The organism is Acinetobacter sp. AS5, assembly GCF_048957595.1.
Lineage (GTDB): Bacteria > Pseudomonadota > Gammaproteobacteria > Pseudomonadales > Moraxellaceae > Acinetobacter.
On record NZ_JARDAL010000041.1, the window covers coordinates 1 to 18,424 of the forward strand.

Annotated in this window: 18 protein-coding genes and 2 pseudogenes; 1 reads left to right on the forward strand and 19 read right to left on the reverse strand. The window is 63.7% G+C overall.

Annotation, left to right across the window (positions count from 1 at the left end; translation table 11 throughout):
• The first annotated feature begins 743 nt into the window (after positions 1-743).
• On the forward strand, positions 744-2,000 hold the full coding sequence (locus PV763_RS13010) for a tyrosine-type recombinase/integrase (protein ID WP_420938003.1): 1,257 nt from the start codon (positions 744-746) through the stop codon (positions 1,998-2,000).
• On the opposite strand, the gene PV763_RS13015 is transcribed toward PV763_RS13010, so the two are convergent.
• From PV763_RS13015 to PV763_RS13105, 19 genes and pseudogenes are all read right to left on the reverse strand, one after another.
• A complete protein-coding gene (locus PV763_RS13015; protein ID WP_121775234.1) occupies positions 1,990-2,265 on the reverse strand; it encodes a helix-turn-helix transcriptional regulator in 276 nt (91 codons plus the stop codon). The two genes, PV763_RS13010 and PV763_RS13015, sit on opposite strands and share 11 nt — an antisense overlap.
• A 13-nt stretch (positions 2,266-2,278) precedes the next feature.
• A complete protein-coding gene (locus PV763_RS13020) occupies positions 2,279-2,515 on the reverse strand; it encodes a DUF2274 domain-containing protein (protein WP_121775233.1) in 237 nt (78 codons plus the stop codon).
• Between the two features lie 3 nt (positions 2,516-2,518).
• The gene (locus PV763_RS13025) at positions 2,519-3,655 is read right to left on the reverse strand and encodes a TrbI/VirB10 family protein (RefSeq protein ID WP_121775232.1); all 1,137 of its coding nucleotides are present in this window, start codon (positions 3,653-3,655) and stop codon (positions 2,519-2,521) included.
• Complete coding sequence (gene trbG / locus PV763_RS13030; RefSeq protein ID WP_121775231.1) at positions 3,652-4,653, reverse strand: P-type conjugative transfer protein TrbG; 1,002 nt, start codon at positions 4,651-4,653, stop codon at positions 3,652-3,654. The genes PV763_RS13025 and trbG overlap by 4 nt, the downstream gene beginning before the upstream one ends.
• The gene (gene trbF, locus PV763_RS13035; RefSeq protein ID WP_121775230.1) at positions 4,650-5,339 is read right to left on the reverse strand and encodes a conjugal transfer protein TrbF; all 690 of its coding nucleotides are present in this window, start codon (positions 5,337-5,339) and stop codon (positions 4,650-4,652) included. Before trbF ends, trbG begins: the two co-directional genes overlap by 4 nt.
• Positions 5,336-6,721: a P-type conjugative transfer protein TrbL gene (trbL, locus tag PV763_RS13040; protein WP_420938004.1), complete on the reverse strand. Its 1,386-nt coding sequence runs from the start codon at positions 6,719-6,721 to the stop codon at positions 5,336-5,338. The genes trbF and trbL overlap by 4 nt, the downstream gene beginning before the upstream one ends.
• A 2-nt stretch (positions 6,722-6,723) precedes the next feature.
• Complete coding sequence (trbK-alt, locus tag PV763_RS13045) at positions 6,724-6,990, reverse strand: putative entry exclusion protein TrbK-alt (RefSeq protein WP_121775228.1); 267 nt, start codon at positions 6,988-6,990, stop codon at positions 6,724-6,726.
• Between the two features lie 14 nt (positions 6,991-7,004).
• Positions 7,005-7,778, reverse strand: a complete 774-nt coding sequence (trbJ, locus tag PV763_RS13050) for a P-type conjugative transfer protein TrbJ (RefSeq protein ID WP_121775227.1) — start codon at positions 7,776-7,778, stop codon at positions 7,005-7,007.
• Positions 7,775-10,267, reverse strand: coding sequence for a conjugal transfer protein TrbE (trbE, locus tag PV763_RS13055; protein ID WP_121775226.1), 2,493 nt, complete (start codon positions 10,265-10,267; stop codon positions 7,775-7,777). The genes trbJ and trbE overlap by 4 nt, the downstream gene beginning before the upstream one ends.
• A gap of 10 nt (positions 10,268-10,277) precedes the next feature.
• Positions 10,278-10,559 (reverse strand): VirB3 family type IV secretion system protein, encoded by a 282-nt coding sequence (locus PV763_RS13060; RefSeq protein ID WP_121775225.1) that lies wholly within the window; start codon positions 10,557-10,559, stop codon positions 10,278-10,280.
• Positions 10,559-10,891, reverse strand: coding sequence for a TrbC/VirB2 family protein (locus tag PV763_RS13065; protein ID WP_121775224.1), 333 nt, complete (start codon positions 10,889-10,891; stop codon positions 10,559-10,561). The genes PV763_RS13060 and PV763_RS13065 overlap by 1 nt, the downstream gene beginning before the upstream one ends.
• The gene (gene trbB / locus PV763_RS13070) at positions 10,888-11,871 is read right to left on the reverse strand and encodes a P-type conjugative transfer ATPase TrbB (protein WP_121775223.1); all 984 of its coding nucleotides are present in this window, start codon (positions 11,869-11,871) and stop codon (positions 10,888-10,890) included. Before trbB ends, PV763_RS13065 begins: the two co-directional genes overlap by 4 nt.
• Positions 11,872-12,017: 146 nt before the next feature.
• On the reverse strand, positions 12,018-12,497 hold the full coding sequence (locus tag PV763_RS13075) for a CopG family transcriptional regulator (protein ID WP_171428662.1): 480 nt from the start codon (positions 12,495-12,497) through the stop codon (positions 12,018-12,020).
• Positions 12,498-12,507: 10 nt separating this feature from the next.
• Positions 12,508-14,496: a conjugal transfer protein TraG gene (locus tag PV763_RS13080; RefSeq protein WP_121775222.1), complete on the reverse strand. Its 1,989-nt coding sequence runs from the start codon at positions 14,494-14,496 to the stop codon at positions 12,508-12,510.
• A 131-nt stretch (positions 14,497-14,627) separates the two neighbouring features.
• The gene (locus PV763_RS13085) at positions 14,628-15,308 is read right to left on the reverse strand and encodes a LysR family substrate-binding domain-containing protein (RefSeq protein ID WP_109354582.1); all 681 of its coding nucleotides are present in this window, start codon (positions 15,306-15,308) and stop codon (positions 14,628-14,630) included.
• Between the two features lie 3 nt (positions 15,309-15,311).
• Positions 15,312-15,611: pseudogene (locus PV763_RS13090) on the reverse strand (LysR family transcriptional regulator); the annotation flags it as partial.
• 27 nt (positions 15,612-15,638) lie between these two features.
• On the reverse strand, positions 15,639-16,853 hold the full coding sequence (gene floR / locus PV763_RS13095) for a chloramphenicol/florfenicol efflux MFS transporter FloR (RefSeq protein ID WP_000214119.1): 1,215 nt from the start codon (positions 16,851-16,853) through the stop codon (positions 15,639-15,641).
• Between the two features lie 216 nt (positions 16,854-17,069).
• Positions 17,070-18,191, reverse strand: coding sequence for a DUF3363 domain-containing protein (locus PV763_RS13100; RefSeq protein ID WP_420938005.1), 1,122 nt, complete (start codon positions 18,189-18,191; stop codon positions 17,070-17,072).
• A 44-nt stretch (positions 18,192-18,235) separates the two neighbouring features.
• A pseudogene (locus PV763_RS13105) lies at positions 18,236-18,412 on the reverse strand (IS3 family transposase); the annotation flags it as partial.
• Positions 18,413-18,424 lie beyond the last annotated feature (12 nt).

Sequence of the window (18,424 nt, forward strand, 5' to 3'; positions counted from 1 at the left end):
TGTTCAAATGGCGATTCAGCGTTTAATTGGTTTTGGGAAAAAAGAAGAGTTTAAGGAAATTTTGGCAATTTTAAGAAAGCAGAATCCTGATAGGATAAGGGTTCTGTGAAATTTGTCGTGTACAGAGTATAATAATAATAATCGAGCATGAGTCTCATACGGATGCTCGGGTCGAAAGGGAATCCCCAGGCGAGTAACCTGTTTGCGGTGATCCATTAGCTGCAGGAGCAGAAGAGCATACATCTGGAAGCAAAGCCAGGAAAGCGGCCTATGGAGCTGTGCGGCAGCGCTCAGTAGGCAATTTTTCAAAATATTGTTAAGCCTTTTCTGAGCATGGTATTTTTCATGGTATTACCAATTAGCAGGAAAATAAGCCATTGAATATAAAAGATAAAAATGTCTTGTTTACAATAAAGTGGGAATAATTCGGGCCTATCCGAACGCCGCCGGCGGCCGCCGATCACCGCACGCAAGTAACTGAAATCATTAATTAAATATACTGCCGTCTATCGCGGTCTATCGCGGGGCAAGCCTCGCAATAGACGGTATGGCTGACGGTATGGCGACTCTTGCCGCATCGCCAAAACGAATATACCGTCAGGGGTAAGAGAGCTTCTGACGGTATTTTTTCTGTCTTATTCCCTTGATAATAATAGGAAATTTGCCATTCAGGTAGGCCAATTTGGGCCTGACGGTATATCGGGCGGCTCTCAGGCGTTTTTGAACGATCTCGGAGGGTCGAAATGCTGACTGACGCTGGCATCAAAGCACTGAAGCCAAAGAATAAATTATATAAGGTCGTAGACCGTGACGGTATGTACGTCGTGGTCAATCCCTCGGGGGCGGTCGTGTTCCGGTATGACTACCGCCTCAACGGGCGTCGGGAGACTTTGACGCTGGGCCGCTACGGCGCTTCCGACCTGTCGCTGGCGCGGGCGCGCGAGAAACTGATCGACGCCAAGCGCGCCATACTTGAAGGACGGTCGCCCGCCCGAGAGAAGCAACGCGAGAAGCGCCGCATCAAAGAGGCAAAGAGCTTCGGCGAGTTTGGCGAACGCTGGTTGCTGGAGGCGAAGATGGCCGACAGCACCCGCGCGATGCGCCGCTCGATCTATGAGCGGGACATTCTTCCGACCTTTCGGAATCGTCTGCTGACGGAAATCAGCCCCGACGATCTCCGCGCCATGTGCACCAAGGTGAAGGCACGGGGAGCCCCGGCAACAGCCGTCCACGTCCGCGACATTGTGAAGCTCGTTTATGCCTTCGCGATCCTGCACGGGGAAAAGGTGCCGAACCCGGCCGATGAGGTTGGGCCTGCCTCTATCGCGACCTTTGTTCCCAAAGACCGCTCGCTCTCGCCTGCTGAAATCCGGGTCATGCTCGGCCAGCTTGAGCATGTGCCGACGCTGCCGACGATCCGTCTCGGAATGAAGCTGTTCCTGCTCACCATGGTCCGAAAGAGCGAGCTACAGGATGCGACTTGGGATGAGGTCGATTTCGAGAACGCCGTCTGGTCGATTCCCAAGGAGCGGATGAAGCGATCCAAAGCGCACAACGTCTATCTTTCGGAGCAAGCAATCGACATTCTCATTGCGCTCAAGACCTGCGCCGGCAACTCAAAATATCTGCTGCCATCGCGCTACGACGCGGATGCACCCATGTCGCGGGCGACCTTCAACCGCATCACCACCGCTGTCGTCGTGCGGGCGAAGAAGGAGGGCTTGCCGCTCGAACCTTTCACGGTTCACGATCTGCGCCGGACAGGCTCCACGCTCCTGAACGAGCTGGGCTTCAATAGTGACTGGATCGAAAAGTGCTTGGCGCATGAGGATGGGCGCTCGTCCCGTGGCATCTACAACAAGGCTGAATACGAGCACCAGCGTCGCCATATGATGCAGGAATGGGCAAACCTCGTGGACGCTTGGGTAGCGGGCCAGAAATACGTTCCGACGCTCTATCCGCCGTCAATGGACCTTCTGGTCCCTGAGCCTAGCGTTTGACCGGCCGGAATTTCCTGAGCTTCACGTCAGGAGACGGCGCGCGTTTGACGGCATTCTTTCTGGAGGCTTGGCGACGTTCCTCAAGCCAAGCCTCCACTTCGGCCAAGTCCCAAACCACGCATCGGGCCGTCAGATAGAACCGTTGGGGAAAATCACCCCGTTGCTCCATATCGTAGATGGTAGTGTCGGCAAGTGGAACGAGTTCCCGGAGCTGGTGTCTGCGAATGGTCCGTTTCGACAGCGCGGATGGCGAATGATCCGTCATCTTACCTCCGTGCTCATGCCGACGACGCTTTGTCAGGCGCACGCCGCGCCTTGGCGAAACCGCGATCCGTGGCGATGAACCGCTCCAGCATGGGCACGATCAGCCTGACGGGATCGGCGGCGGGCCTGCCGGTTTCACGGGCCAGCACCTCGGCATAGGCGGCCAGATCGCGGTGAAGCGGCGCGGGTAGCTCCACCGTCACCTTGACGGGCTTGTCGTCGGGCAGCGGGCCGAGTTTCAGCTTGGTCATGGGTCAACCTCCTGCGTTCTCGAATACCAGATCGCGGGTCACGATTACCCTGACCGGGAAGCCGGGCCGGATGGTCAGCGTTGGGGCGACCTGTAGCTGGCGCTGGATGATCTGCTGGCCTGCCTGATTGATAGTGTCCTGCGCGCCGTCGCGGATGGCGCGGATCAGCCGGTCCTCGTCGCTGGTCGCCAGCTCCGTGCCGACCGCGAGCAGCGTGGACAGCCCTGCGGCCTTCATCAGATCCCACCAATGGTAGTCAACACCGTCCTCAAGGCCGGCATAGCCGCTGGCGTCCGCGCCCGGCAGGCGCTCAAGGACGATGGAACGGCCGCCCGGCAGGATCAGGCGGTTCCACACCAAGAGCACCCTGCGCTGGCCGAAGGTCACGCCGTCATCGTATTGGCCGATGATGCGCGTTCCCTGCGGGATCAGGAGCAGCGAGCCGGTGGGACTGTCATAAACGTTCTCCGTCACCTGCGCGGTGATCTGGCCGGGAAGGTCGGAACGGATGCCGGTGACGAGCGCGGCGGGGATCACGGCCCCGGCCTGAAGGATGTAAGGCGATGCAGGGGGCGTGACGCGGTCCGGGGCGACGGTCTGCCGGTCCACGGGTCCATTGAGGAAAGCCGTGTGGCGATCCTGTGTCGCGGGCTGCCCGCCGAGGCCGAGACCGGCAAGACCGGGCATGGCTGTTTCTGCCGGCATTCCCGTGCGTGGGCCGGACTGGAAAAAGACATTGCTCAAGCGCGCGGCTTCTTCTTCGGCGCGGCGGCGTTCTTCATCAGGGTCGACCGCTGGCGTTGCGATGGCCGGGGGCGCGACAGGCTGGCCCCGGTTCTGTGCGTCGAGAATGGGTCGGCCCAAATCTCCGGGCAGCGCGGGGCCGAGAACCGGGCCGGTATAGTCGCGCGGCAAGCCGGACAGGCCGTCCGCCGTGGGCCGGTTCTCGGTCGAATAGAGTTCTTCGCCGCCCGGTCCTGCATCGCGGGTCTGGAGAGCGTAGATGAGCGCCCCGCCGATGCCGAGCAACGCGACGGCACCGACGCCTGCCAGCATCTTGCGGGACAGGCGGGTGACGCGGGGCGTTTCGGCGCGTAGCCGCATGGGCGCGGCGGTGTCGGTGATAGTGGTGTCTGTCATGACGGCGAGTCTCCGGTCGCGCTGGCGGGCTGCGCGGCGGCGGCCTGCGGCGGGTTGATGCGGACGATCCTGACCGTCTGCTGGCGGTTGCCGCTGCCAAGGCGCAGCTCGGCCGCGCCGAACAGGCGGTCCACGATCAGGACGTTCTGGTGGATGCGGGAATTGACGATCTGCGGCTCGCCGTTCGCGGCAAGCACGAAGATCGGCGGCATTTCGCCCTGCACGATCCCGGCCGGGAAGACGACATAGACGCGGCGTCCATCGTCGAACACCGAAACCGGCCGCCATGGCGGGCTGTCGCCCTGCACCTGCAAGCCATAGCGATAGTTCCGTGCAGCCTCGGCGGGGATGATTGGCCCGGCCGGGACGGTCTGGCGCTGGCCTGCTGGCGGCGCGGGATAGGCCCATGCCACGGCGGGCATGTAGAGCGATTCCCGCGCGCGCAGTTCGATCATGTAGGTGCGTCGGTCGGTGGTGATGACAAGGTTGGTGGAAATGTCCGGCCGTGTCGGCTTCACAAGGATATGGACACGGCGATTTGCACCGCTACCGCTCTCGGTGTCGCCGATGATCCAGCGGGCGGTGTCGCCCGCCGCAATCGGTCCCGCGCCTGTCAGGCTTTCGCCCGGCTCCAGCGCGATCGTCGTGATCTGCCCGACTGCGGCATAGACCTGATAGAGCGCGCCTTCCGACCACGGATAAATCTGGATCGCGTTGTAGTAGCCTTCCCGGCGCGGCTCGACGCGGGCGGCGGCGTTGGCGTTCTCGACGCGGCCGGTCGGCGTGCCTGCGGCGGTGCCGCCGCGCGCCACGGTCCATGCCGGGGGCACATGCAGCGGCCGGGGCGTATTGTCTGTTGCCGCCGCCTGCACGGTCGGCAGCGGCGGCACGCTGGCGTCGTAGCTGAATTGCGGCGTCCGGTTGGTGGCGCAGCCTGCGAGCATAGTAGCCGAAAGCAGCACGGCCGCGATTGTGTGGGTGCGGGTGATCGTCCTCATTGGCTCATCTCCCGCGACCACGAAATTGCATTGACGTAGATTCCAAGCGGATTGGCGCGCAGACGCTCGGCGTCGCGCGGCGGCTGGATGACGATGGTGAGGATGGCCGTCCATCGTTCCGTGCTGGAAAGCTGGCCGTTCTCGAAATGGCGTTCGGTCCACGCGACGCGGAAGCTGTTGGGGGACGCCCGGATGACGCTCGACACCTCGACGGCGACTTGGCTCCGGCCGACCTTGACGAAGGGATCATTGGCGCGGGCGTAGTCGTTCAGCGCCGCCGCGCCGCGATCCGTGGTCCATTCATAAGCCCGAAGCCAGTTCTGGCGGACAATGATCGCGTCGGCCGGGATTGCGCGCACCTGCTCGATGAATCGGCCGAGATGGAACGCAATCTGCGGATCGGTCGGGCGATAGTCGGCGTTGGCGGGCGCGACGGTCTGCGCCTGACCGAGATTGTCCACTTGCACGACCCAAGGAACCACGGTTCCGCGTGCGGACTGCCAGACCAGCGCCGAGGCGAAGCCGGCCGAAAGGATCAGCGAGCCGAAGGCCATGAGCCGCCAATTCCTCGCCTGCACGCGGGCTGAGCCGATGCGCTCGTCCCATGCCTGCGCGGCCTTCTGATAGGGCGTCTCGGGTTCCGGCGATTTGCCGTAGTGGGTTGCTGGTCGTTTGAAGATGCTCATGAGCGGTCACTTTCGGAAAGGTTGACGGAGGAACCGGAGCCGTGGCTGTCGCCGGAGCGGACGGCATGGGCTGTCATGGTGATGCCGTGGTTGAGGGCCTGCCGACGCTGCATCCGCTGCGCCCATGCGGGCGGGCTGCTGGCCGTGCTGGATGGCGCGGCTGCGGCATCGGCGCTTGCGCCGCCGACCGTGCCCATGGTGGAGCTGCCGCCGGTCGCGCCGAACCCTGCCTTAGCGCCAGCGGAGAAGCTGGATTTGACGCTTTCGGTTGCTCGGGATGTTGCGCTGGAGGCAGCGCGTTTGAGCGGCGAGATGGCGGCCGAACCTGCCGCTCGGGCGACACCGCCGAGGCCAGAGGCGACGCCTGCCGCCCCGGACTGGCCGAGCGAGCCGACGCTATAGGCAGCGGTCGCCGCTCCCGCGGCGGTAGCGCCGCCGCGAACGGCCGCGGCTCCACCAGACAGGGCCGCAGCGCCGCCCTTGGCGGCAAGCATGGCCCCGCCACCAGCCGCCGCACCGCCCGCAAGGACCATGCCGTCGGCAGCGAGGCCGGTTCCCACGGCTACGCCCGCGCCAAGCTGCGGGCCGCCCGAGACGATGCCGTTGGCGATGCCGGGGCCGAAGATGCCGAGGCCGAGCAGCGACAGCGCGGCGAGCACAATCGCCATGGCGTCGTCGATGGTCGGGGTTGCCCCGCCGAAACCGGCCGTGAATTGCGAAAACAGGGTGCTGCCGATGCCGATGATGACGGCCAGCACCAGAACCTTGATGCCGGAGGACACCACGTTGCCCAAGACCTTCTCGGCCATGAAGGCGGTCTTGCCGAACAGGCCGAAGGGGATCAGCACGAAGCCCGCGAGAGTCACTAATTTGAACTCGATCAGGGTCACGAAAAGCTGGATGGCGAGGATGAAGAAGGCCAGCACCACCAGCGCCCATGCAAACAGCAGGCACGCGATCTGGATGAAGTTCTCGAAGAAGCTGATCCAGCCCATCAGGTCGGAAATGGAATCGAGCAGCGGGCGGCCGGCGTCGAGGCCGGTCTGCGCGACACGGCCCGGCCGCATCAGGTCTTCGACGGAAAAGCCGGTGCCCGACGCCATGAGTCCGAGGCCGGCGAAGCTCTCGAAGACGATGCGCGCGAGGTTGTTCCAGTTGGAAATGATGTAGGCGAACACTCCGACGAACAGGGTCTTTTTGACCAGCCGCGCGATAATGTCGTCATCCGCGCCCCATGCCCAAAAGAGCGCGGCGAGCGTAACGTCGATGACGATCAGCGTTGTGGCGATGAAGGCCACCTCGCCGCCGAGCAGGCCGAACCCGCTGTCGATGTAAGAGGTGAAGACCCCAAGGAAATTGTCGATGACGCCCGTGTTGCCCATGGTCAGCGCGCCTCGCTGCGGTCACGGCCGAGGAAGCGGTCGCGGGATGCTGCCCATGCGGCGAGGCAATCCGTATCGCTCGCCGCCGCCTCGCCAAGTTGCTGGCAACGGCGCAGGGTTTCGCGCAGCGGATCGGCCGGGGTTTGGAAGGCCGGCGCAGGGGGCGGCGCGGAAGGTTCGTCCTTCCGCGCCATGTCGATTGCGGTCACTGTCAAGGCAATCGCAACGAGCACCACGGCCCCAAGCCGGGCCAGCATCTTGCCGTCCATGGCGAGCCTCCCGGTCAGTTGCCGTTGTTGAACATCTGCGCGTTGCCGGGCTGGTAGCCGGTGCCGGGCGTCAGGAACCGCTCTCGCCGGATGCGGCCCTGTTCGGCGGCGGTCGCGCGCTCGGCTTCGGTCAGCGCGTCGGCGCGGCCGTTCGCCGAGATGACCGCGATCAGATCGGAAAGCTGCTGCGACTGGAGGGCAAGGAGCTGGTTGCCGGCCTGCGTTGCCTGCAATGCCCCGGTCGCACCTTGGCTCTGGCCGACCAGGGCCGCCATCTCGGCGCGGTTGCTGTCGATGTTGCCGACCGCCCCTGCCTGAACGCGCATCGCGTCCTGTAAGCCGCCGACCGTATTTTCCCAGCGGCCGCGCGCGTCGGCGACCAGTTGGGCGTCGGTCGCCGATAGCGAGACGTTGCCGTATTGGCTCTGGAACGCTTGGTCGATCTGGCCGACCTCGAACGCGAGATTTTGGGCCTGCCCGAGAAGCTGCTGCGTGCGCTGGACGTTCTGCTGGAGCTGCTGGAGCGAGCTATGCGGCAGGCTCGCAAGGTTGCGGGCCTGATTGATAAGCATCTGCGCCTCGTTCTGGAGGCTGGTGATCTGGTTATTGATCTGTTCGAGCGTGCGCGCTGCCGTGAGGACGTTCTGTGCATAGTTACTCGGGTCATAGACGATGCGGCCGAAGCCGAATTGCGCATGGGCCGGGCTTGTCAGCATGGGCGAAAGCGCGACAGGAACGGCGAGCGCCAGCGCGAGGGCCGAGGCCCCGACGATCTTGGGATAGGTCATGGAAGAATCTCCTCTGTGGGGTGGGTATCGAGCCGAGCCGGCGCGGCGTATTCCGGCCGGTCGGCAAGATTGGTGAGGTTCGGGATCAGGTCGGCCGCCCACTCGACACCGCGCTCGCGCAGCCAGCCGGCGAGGAAGCCGTCGCTTCCGTGTTCGGCATGGATGCGCGCGATTTCGGTCTGATCGGATTTCGAGGATGCGGCGCAGAGCGCAAGGCCGACTTCGGACAGGCCAAGCTCGAACAGGCGATTGCCCCTGCGGCTTTGGCAGTAATAATCCCGCTTGGGCGTGGCCCGTGCAAGGATTTCGATCTGCCTGTCATTGAGGCCGAAGCGGCGATAGATGGCCGTGATCTGCGGTTCGATGGCCCGCTCGTTCGGCAGCAAGAGCCGCGTCGGGCAGCTCTCGATGATGGCGGGCGCGATGTTGCTGCCGTCTATGTCGGACAGGCTTTGCGTGGCGAAGATGACGCTTGCGTTCTTTTTGCGGAGCGTTTTCAGCCATTCGCGGAGCTGGCCGGCGAACCCTTCGTCGTCGAGCGCAAGCCAACCCTCGTCGATGATGAGCAGCGTGGGGCGGCCGTCGAGCCGGTCGCCGATGCTATGGAACAGGTAGGACAGCACGGCCGGCGCTGCGCCAGTTCCGACAAGGCCCTCGATCTCGAACGCCTGCACGTCCGCCGATCCCAAATGCTCTGTCTCGGCGTCGAGCAGCCGGCCATAGGCACCGCCGACGCAGAACGGCCGGAGCGCCTGTTTCAGATCGTTGGATTGCAACAGCACCGCAAGGCCGGTGATCGTGCGTTCCTCGACCGGGGCCGAGGCGAGCGAAGTCAGCGCCGTCCAAAGATGCTCCTTCACCTCGGGCGTGATGGCGATGCCTTCGCGCATGAGGATGGCGGCAATCCAGTCCGCCGCCCATGCGCGTTCATAGGTGTCGTGGATGCGGGCAAGTGGCTGGAGCGAAACGGACGCCTCGTCTCCTTCCGTGAGGCCACCGCCCAAATCGTGCCAATCCCCGCCCATGGCGAGCGCGGCGGCGCGGATACTGCCCCCGAAGTCGAAGGCGAACACCTGCGAACCTGCATAGCGCCGGAACTGCAAGGCCATGAGCGCCAGCAACACGGATTTGCCCGCGCCCGTGGGGCCAACGACAAGGGTGTGGCCTACGTCGCCGACATGCAAACTTAGCCGGAACGGGGTTGAGCCTTCGGTCTTTCCAACGAACAAAGGGGGCGCACCGAAATGCTCGTCCCGTTCCGGCCCCGCCCACACCGCCGAAAGCGGGATCATGTGGGCGAGATTCAAAGTGCTGATGGGTGGCTGGCGGACGTTCGCGTAAGCGTGTCCGGGCAGGCTGCCGAGCCATGCGTCAACCGCATTGACGGTTTCGGCCATGGCGGTGAAGTCGCGGCCCTGAACGATCTTCTCGACCAGGCGCAGCTTCTCGTCGGCTAGGCGCGGGTCGGCATCCCAAACGGTGACGGTGGCCGTGACATAGGCCATGCCCGCCACGTCCGCGCCAAGCTCCTGCAACGCCATGTCCGCGTCGAGCGCCTTGTTCGCCGCGTCGGTGTCCACAAGAGCGGACGCCTCGTTGGTCATGACCTCTTTAAGAATCGCGGCGACGCTCTTGCGCTTGGCGAACCATTGGCGGCGGATGCGGGTCAGCAGCCGCGTCGCATCGGTCTTGTCGAGCAGGATCGCCCGTGTGCTCCACCTGTAGGGGAACGGAAGGCGGTTCATTTCGTCGAGCAGGCCTGGCGTCGTCGCGGTGGGGAATCCCACGATGGTCAGGACGCGCAGATGCGCGTCGCCAAGGCGCGGCTCCAGCCCGCCGGTCAACGGCTGGTCGGCGAGCAGCGCGTCGAGGTGCATGGGCACCTCGGGCACGCGCACGCGATGCCGGTTGGTTGAGATGGTGGAATGGAGATAGGTCAGCGTCGCGCCGTCATCCATCCAACGGCACTCGGGCATGAAGCCGTCGAGCAAGGCCAGCACGCGGTCGGTGCGGTCGATGAAGGCGCGCAGCAGCTCCCACGGGTCCACGCCCGCTTTCTCGCGGCCCTCATAGAGCCATGTTTCTGCTCGGGCGGCTTCCTCGGCCGGGGGCAGATAGAGGAGAGTCAGGAAATAGCCGGACACGAAATGCGCGTCCGCTTCCTCGAAGCCGGCCTTGCGCTCGGCATCGACCAGCGCCGACGCGGGATCGGGAAATGTGCTGTCTGGATAGGTCGCGGCCTCACTGCGCTGTGCCTCGACGAAGATGCTCCAGCCGGAGCCGAGGCGGCGCACGGCATTGTTGATGCGTCCGGCGACGGCAACCAGCTCGGCCGCGACGGCGGAATCCAGATCGGGACCGCGAAACTTCGCGGTGCGCTGGAATGAGCCGTCCTTATTCAAGACGACGCCGGAGCCGACCAATGCGGCCCATGGCAGATAATCGGCGAGCCGGGTGGCGGTGCGGCGGTATTCGGCAAGGTTCATCATGGCCGCGCCCTCACACCGCCAGAAAAGCCGGGATGCGGAGATGCCGCCGCCCGACCTCGACGAATTGGGGATCGCGTTTCGCCGCCCATACGGCTGCGAAATGGCCGATGGCCCATATGGCGAGGCCGACCAGCCAAAGGCGCAGGCCGAGGCCCACGGCCCCGGCAAGCGTTCCGTTCATGATGGCGATGGCGCGCGGTGCGCCGCCGAGCAGGATATGCTCGGTCAACGCTCGGTGGACCGGGATTGAAAATCCCGGCACCGCGTCGAGTTGTTCAAGGCCGCCCGCCATCAAACGAGCGCCCCGCCGCCGAACGAGAAGAACGACAGGAAGAAGCTCGACGCCGCGAAGGCGATGGACAGGCCGAACACGATCTGGATCAGCTTGCGAAAGCCGCCGCCCGTATCGCCGAAGGCCAAAGTCAGGCCGGTCACGATGATGATGATGACGGCGATGATCTTGGCGACCGGCCCTTCGATGGACTGGAGGATGCTTTGGAGCGGTGCTTCCCACGGCATCGACGAACCGGACGCATGGGCGGCCGGGGCGAGCATGAAGCTGATGACAAGGGTGGATGCGGCGGTCGCGGCGAAGCGATAGCCGCGCGAAATCGTGCGGATCATGAAGATTCTCCTGTGCTGGTGGGGATTGCGGGGGTGATGCGGTAGTCGCCGTCCGGTCCCAGCCCTTCGACGCGGGCGAGTTCGGCCAGCCGGCGCGCGGAACCGCGCCCGGAAAGGACGGCAACGAGGTCGATTGTCTCGGCGATCAGGGCGCGCGGGACGGTGACGACAGCCTCTTGGATGAGCTGTTCAAGGCGGCGCAGCGCGCCGATGCCGGTGCCTGCATGGATGGTTCCGATCCCGCCGGGGTGCCCCGTGCCCCATGCTTTGAGCAGGTCGAGGGCTTCCGATCCGCGCACCTCGCCGATGGGGATGCGGTCGGGGCGCAGGCGCAGCGAGGAACGGACCAGATCGGAAAGCGTCGCCACGCCGTCTTTCGTCCGCATGGCGACAAGGTTCGGCGCGGCGCATTGCAGCTCGCGCGTGTCCTCGATGATGACGACGCGATCCGCGCCCTTCGCCACCTCGGCGAGCAGCGCGTTGGTCAGCGTGGTCTTGCCGGTGGACGTGCCGCCCGCCACGAGGATGTTAGCGCGGGCTGCGACGGCTTCGCGCAGCGTCTCCGCCTGATCGGCGGACATGATGCCGGCGGCCACATAGTCGTCGAGGCTGAACACCGCGACGGCGGGTTTGCGGATGGCGAAGGCCGGCGCGGCGACCACGGGCGGTAGCAAGCCCTCGAACCTCTCGCCGCTCTCCGGCAGCTCGGCCGAGACGCGGGGGCTGCGGGCGTGAACCTCTGCGCCGACATGATGCGCCACCAACCGCACGATGCGTTCACCATCGGCGGCGGACAAGCGCTCGCCCGTGTCGGAAAGCCCTTCGGACAGGCGGTCGATCCACAACCGCCCGTCCGGGTTCAACATCACTTCGACCACGGCCGGGTCTTCGAGCAGCCGGGCGATTGCGGGGCCGAGCGCGGTGCGCAACATGCGCGCGCCGCGCGCAATGGCTTCCGGTTTTTGGTGGTTGGTGGTCATGTCGGCCCCGTTTCTTCATGGGGCGCGACAGGCGATCCCCGGATCGGGGTCGATTAAGAAAGCCCGGAATTGGGCCGGTTCAACAAGTATCTAGCTCTGTGCGGTGATCGGCGGCGAACGGCGGCAAATAGGATGGGTCCGAATACTCATTCTTGATCGCCGTTGCTCTCGGACTCGTCCGGCAACGGATCGTAGGGAAGTGAGTCGAGGTCACGCGACAGCTCTTTGAGGAACCTGTCTCCCGTCGCCAGCCGCCGACCGAGATTTTGCATGAAGCCCTCGAACCGCTCCGCGCCTTTCGCGCGAGCAGCGGATTGCGCGGCTCCCGTAAGCGGCGGTGTGATGGTCATCCAGAAATGGATGAACTGCGCGACCGTCTCGCCGAGAACGGCGAGATCTAGGTCGAGCGTGTCGATCTGGCGGCCGAGCTTGTCCAGGCGGCGCGACATGGCGGCTTCAAGCTGGTCGTCGGCATCGCCGGACAGGTAGGACATGACCGCCGCCTCCACGATGGCGGATTTCGAGACATTGCGGCGTAGCGCCACCGAGCGGCGCAGCGCCATCGCCTCGATCTGCGGAATGAGCGCTGGGTCGAAGTAGATATTCAGGCGGGTGCGTGTGGTCATGGACGTGTCCTCAAAGGTCGATTCCATCATCGGGGTGCATCGCTACCTGCCGCGCCACCATCCTCATGCGCTGGCGCATGGCGCGGGCCTTGGCCGCGTCAACGTCCGGCTCGTCGTCCAGAAACTCGAACTCCTGTTCGGGCGACGGCGGCGGGGCGACGATTTCCTCATGCTCCGGCAATTCCGGCTCACGGCGGATGCCGGCATTGGCCGGATCGCCTTCGGTCCAATTGGCGGCGTCCTTCGCGGAGCTGCCATCCGCCGCGACCACGCGGCCGGACCAATCATCGGCGGATGGGCTGGGCGCCAGCGGAGCGGCGACCAGATCGGGCGGGGTCAGGATGCGTTCCTGAAACCGCGCATCCTCGAAATAGCGGGCCTTGGTCGCGCGGATCGGCGGCGTGCCCGCGACCATCACGATTTCATCGGTGGGCGGAAGCTGCATGATCTCGCCCGGCGTGAGCAGCGGCCGGGCCGTCTCCTGCCGCGACACCATGAGATGCCCGAGCCACGGGGCCAATCTGTGCCCGGCATAGTTGGTGGAATCGCGCAGCTCGGTCGCGGTGCCGAGCGCGTCGCTCACCCGCTTGGCCGTCCGTTCGTCGTTCGTGGCGAAGCTGACGCGGACGTGGCAGTTGTCGAGGATCGCGTTGTTCGGCCCATACGCGCGCTCGATCTGGTTGAGACTCTGCGCGATCAGGAAGCCCTTGAGGCCGTAGCCCGCCATGAAGGCCAAGGCGGATTCGAAAAAATCCAATCTGCCGAGTGCCGGAAACTCGTCCAGCATCAGCAGCAGCCGATGGCGCTTGCCGGAGCCGGCCAATTCCTCGGTCAACCGCCTGCCGATCTGGTTGAGGATCAGCCGAATAAGCGGCTTGGTGCGGTTTATGTCGGACGGTGGCACGACCAGATAGAGCGTGACGGGCTGGCGGCTGCCGACCAGATCGGCAATGCGCCAATCGCATCGCGCCGTCACCCGCGCCACCACGGGATCGCGGTAGAGGCCGAGAAACGACATGGCGGTGGAGAGCACCCCGCTTCGTTCGTTCTCGCTCTTGTTCAACAGCTCGCGCGCCGACGACGCGATGACGGGATGAACGCCAGCCTCGCCGAGATGCGGCGTGTCCATCATGGCGCGCAAGGTCGCCTCGACCGGGCGGCGGGGATCGGACAGGAAATTGGCGACGCCCGCCAGCGTCTTGTCCTTCTCCGCATAGAGAACATGCAGGATCGCGCCGACCAGCAGGCTATGGCTGGTCTTTTCCCAATGATTACGCTTGTCGAGGCTGCCTTCGGGATCGACCAGAATATCCGCGATGTTCTGCACGTCGCGGACTTCCCACTCCCCCTGCCGCACCTCCAGCAACGGATTGTAGGCCGACGATCTGGCGTTCGTGGGATCGAACAGCAGGACGCGGCCGTGCTTCGCGCGAAAGCCGGCCGTCAGCGTCCAGTTCTCGCCCTTGATGTCGTGGACGATGCAGCTTCCCGGCCATGTCAGCAGCGTCGGCACCACCAGCCCGACGCCCTTACCGCTGCGGGTCGGCGCGAAGCATAAGACATGCTCGGGACCGTCATGGCGCAGATAGTCTTGCGTATGCCGGCCGAGCACTACGCCATCGGGGCCGAGCAATCCGGCCGCACGGATTTCCTTGTCTTCCGCCCATCGCGCCGATCCGTAGGTGGCGATGTTGCGGGCTTCCCGCGCTCGAATGATCGACATGAGGATGGCGGCGGCGATGGCGATGAAGCCGCCCGATACCGCGATGATGCCGCCCTCGACGAAGATAGCGGGCGCGTAGGCGTCGAAGGAAAACCACCACCAGAAGAAGGCCGGCGGATAATAGACCGGCAGGCCCGCCAGATCGAACCATGGCGCTCCAAGCTGGGGCTGGAAGCCGAGGCGAAAGGCAACCCATTGCGTCGCCGCCCACGTCATCACCAGAACGATGGTGATGACTACGGCGATCTGACCCCAAAGGATTCGGCCTCCGCGCAATGCAGGCTCCAGTCGGCAAAAGAGACGGAGCCGATCAGAGAGTAGGCAAAATCGGGACGGGCAACAGGAAAGAGGATGCCGGAGGGCTGCCGGATACTATCGGCGGCAAATAGGATGGATCGCCTGTGCCGTTATCGTGCCGGTCGAGTGCCATCCAGGAAACGATTGGGCGAATCGCCGTCACGCTTCATTTTGCCTGCGAGGTTGAGTAGATTTTTCAGTGCGGAGTTGCGATTGAACGGCGACCAGACGGCTGTAAAGGCAACCGGCTCCGGTTCATCGAGGAAGGGCAGGAAGACGATGCCGGTCGTCGGCAACAATGACGTTGCCTCGCCGACGATAGTGATGCCGAAGCCTTGTCCGACCATAGATAGCAGCGTGTCGCGCCCCACATCAAAGCGCCGGATCGACGGTGCGGGCCAACGCCCGGCAAGGCGCAGCACGATATGGTCATGGACCTGCGGGCCGGTGCCACCATAGCGAACAATGAAAGTCTCGCCGACCAGATCGGACCAAGTGATTGCGGACTGCCCGGCGAGGCGATGCCCATCCGATAGCACGGCCACCAGCGGTTCGGTCCAGATCGGTCGGGTATGGCAGTCGGGCATCTCGGGCTTGCCCGCGACGAACACCACGTCGAGCTGGTCAGCACGAAGCTGCATCACCGCATCGCGGGCTGTGCCTTCGGTGATCTCAACCTCAATGCCCGTATGTTCTTCCCGATAATGACGGATCAGCTCCGTGAGAAAGCTGCGTGGGATTAAGGCATGGATGCCGATGCGAAGCCGGCCGTATTCTCCTTGAGCTGTCATGCCTGCGGTCTTCACTGCGTGATCGAGTTGATCGACACCCGCCGTGACACGCTCCATGAAGTGCCTGCCTGCGTCTGTTAGCCGAACGCCCCGCGCATGGCGCTCAAATAGCAGGACACCAAGGTTATCCTCCAGCGCTTTCACACGCGCGCTGACGCTCGACTGGCTGATACCAAGTGCCTTGGCCGCATGCCGAAAATTCAGATGCTCGGCGACGGCGATGAACTGAACAAGGGAAATGAGCGGTATCCTGCCAGACAGGATACCGACATTCACGAGGTTTCGATGGTTAGTGCGCCGCATCGGAGCGGGCCTGCTACCAGTCGTCGGTTAGACGACTGGCGACTTCTCGGTGGCAGCCCCACGGAGCCGAAGGAGCACCAGCCCCAACGAAACCAGTACCGCCATCGCCGTGGCGTAACAGATCACGGGCCACGCTGTGTCACCGTTTAAAAGTGCCACCGCCAATGTCCCGACAATGCTGACTATCAGGCTTTGAACGCAGAAGTAGAACGCGACCGCTGATCCCGCGATGTCGTCGAACTCTGCCAAAGCGCCGTTCGCGGTAACGGACACCGTGAAGACAATACCGACCGCGACAACCCACATCGGTAGGATGAAGGTGAGGAATGACGGCGAGCCGTAAAGTTCGCCGATCCCCAACAGGACCGCTCCGCAAACAAGCAACGCCATCCCACGCGCCACGCATCCTGCGATGCCCCATCTGGCGACAAAGGACTTCGCGAAACGGGTTGTCACGATCATTACAAGCGCGACAGTGGCGAAGGCAAAGCTGAATCCGATCTCGGAATATTCCGCTTGGCCTATGAGCACACGGGGAGCCGTCGAGAAGAAGACGAAGAAGGTGCCCATACCGGCGCTAAAGCCGACAGTGTAAACCCAAAAAGCCGGACTCGCGAAGATCGGCAAGACAGATCGGCGCGTCTTGACTTGATCCAGAGGGCGGGTTTCGTGCCACCTGAAACCCGCATTTAGGAGTGCGAGCATCGCCAGTATAGCCAAAGTAATGAATATCGCCTGCCATCCCAAGAACTCGCCGATCAATGCTCCGGCGATAGGGCCGAGCGCAGGCACGAACGCCAGCATCGAACTGAAAAGGCCGTAGATGACGACACCCTCAGGACGGTTGGCATAAACGTCGCGAACCGTCGCGAACGTCGCCACCAGCATGGCCGACGCGCCCACTGCTTGAAGTAGACGGAAAGCGACAAAGGCCGGTGCAGTTGAAGACCAAGCTGCTCCCAGAGACGCAATGACGAAAGCCGTTGCGCCCGCAAGTAGAATTGGCCGTCGCCCGATTCTGTCTGAGAGCGGACCAAAAATCACCTGGCCCACGCCGAGCATCACCATATAGAGGCTCAACGTGAGTTGGATCATAGCGGGCGTCGTGTTCAGGATGCCGGGCATCGCTGGAACGACAGGGAGATAAATATCCATCGCCAGTGAAGCGAGGATGTCGAAAGGAGCCATCAGCAGCAGTGCTGCCGGCAGCGTATAGGCCCACGCGGGGCGTGTGGTGGTCATGACGAATCAACCCTCGATTAAGGAATACCGGGCGACGTCTGCTCGTCAGCAATCAGATGAGACTAGCCTTACAGAGCGCCGCAACAACAATACTGGTTGTTGCGGCTTACTTGTCTGCTGACTTGGAATTTCCCATCTGATTACTCCACGCTTACGAATATGAATTGCTACATTTTATCCGATTATCTTTTGCTTCGCAATGCGGCATGGGCGCACTCAGCGTTCCAGCCCCCTCTGCCGCCCTAACTGCCACGACACAGACCCGCCCTGCACGATGCCCATAACCTCGCGGCCGAGTTGGCGGTCGATGATCGGCCGCCACGGGATAAGGGTGAACTCATGGGATTTCTCGACCACGGCGAACTTGCCGCTCGATAGATGCACGGTTCCGGTAAACTTGCCGCTGACGCTCTCGCCGTCCGTGGCGGCGCGGAACGGCAGGCCCTTACTCAAAGCCATATCCGATCCGACGCCGGCTACCTCGCGCTCCCGCAGGATGGCGAGAAGGTTGCGCCGGTAGAAGACGCGGCTGTCCCGGCTGCGGGTGGCGTCGCCCTGTTCGATATGGTGCTCGCGGCGCTGGTCCATGGCTTCGCGGACTTGTTGCCCGAAGCCGGTTGGCGCAAGGTCGGCCGTCTCGCCGTGGATCAGCCGCCGGTCCAGCCAGGTCGCGCCGTCCGATCCGATCTGTTTGTTCAGATCGACCGGGGAAAGGACGCGAACGCTGGCCTGACTGTCTCGGCCGGCGTCATGGGCGGCGGCACGGCTGACCAGATCATCGGGGATGCGCCATTGGTCGGCGTCGATCCGCTCGACGATACCGGCCCGGCGTAGCGCCTCCAGCCGGCGCACATGGGCATCGACATAGCCCTCATAGTCGCCGCCTGGAACGCGGCCCTCGAACTTGGCCTGCTCCAGATGGCGGCTCGGCCGATAGATGCCGTCCTTTGCAATGGCGGTAATGGTGCGGTCGGACGGCCGGGCTGCCGCCTCGGCGGGGCCGAGCTGGACGACGCTGCCGATGCGGGCGTCCTCGAGCCGCTCGAGCGCGATGCCGGCGATGTGGTGCGTGCGGCCGTCGATGCCGTCCACCACAACGGTCAGGTTCTCCCCCAGTTCGTCGGACAGGTGCTTGTCCACGACGCGGCCGACGATGGGCGTCTCGGGCGCTCCGTCATGGATTTGGAAGCTCATGGGATCGCGTTCGCCGCCCTGCGGGCCGAGCGCCTTCTGCATGGTGCGGATAATGTCGCCCCGCTCTCCAAGCTCGCGCAGGGCCGGTTCCATGTCCTTGCTCAATTCCCAAACGCCGGGCGCGTGCTCGGTCGCCAGTCCCATCTTCTCCAGCTTGGTAAGACGATGCAGGCGTAGGGTGCGCTCGAATAGCCTTCACGTTTCAGTTTTTGCCAGACTTTACGTACACCATACCGACCTGAACTTTCCTTCCAAATTCGTTTAATCTCCTCAGCATGATGCAAGTCATGTAAATCTCGCTTTGCTCGATGTTCTGGATTTTCACAGAGATCTAGAGTCCGGTAATAGGGGTCGTTTGCGGGAGGGGGCGGAATCCT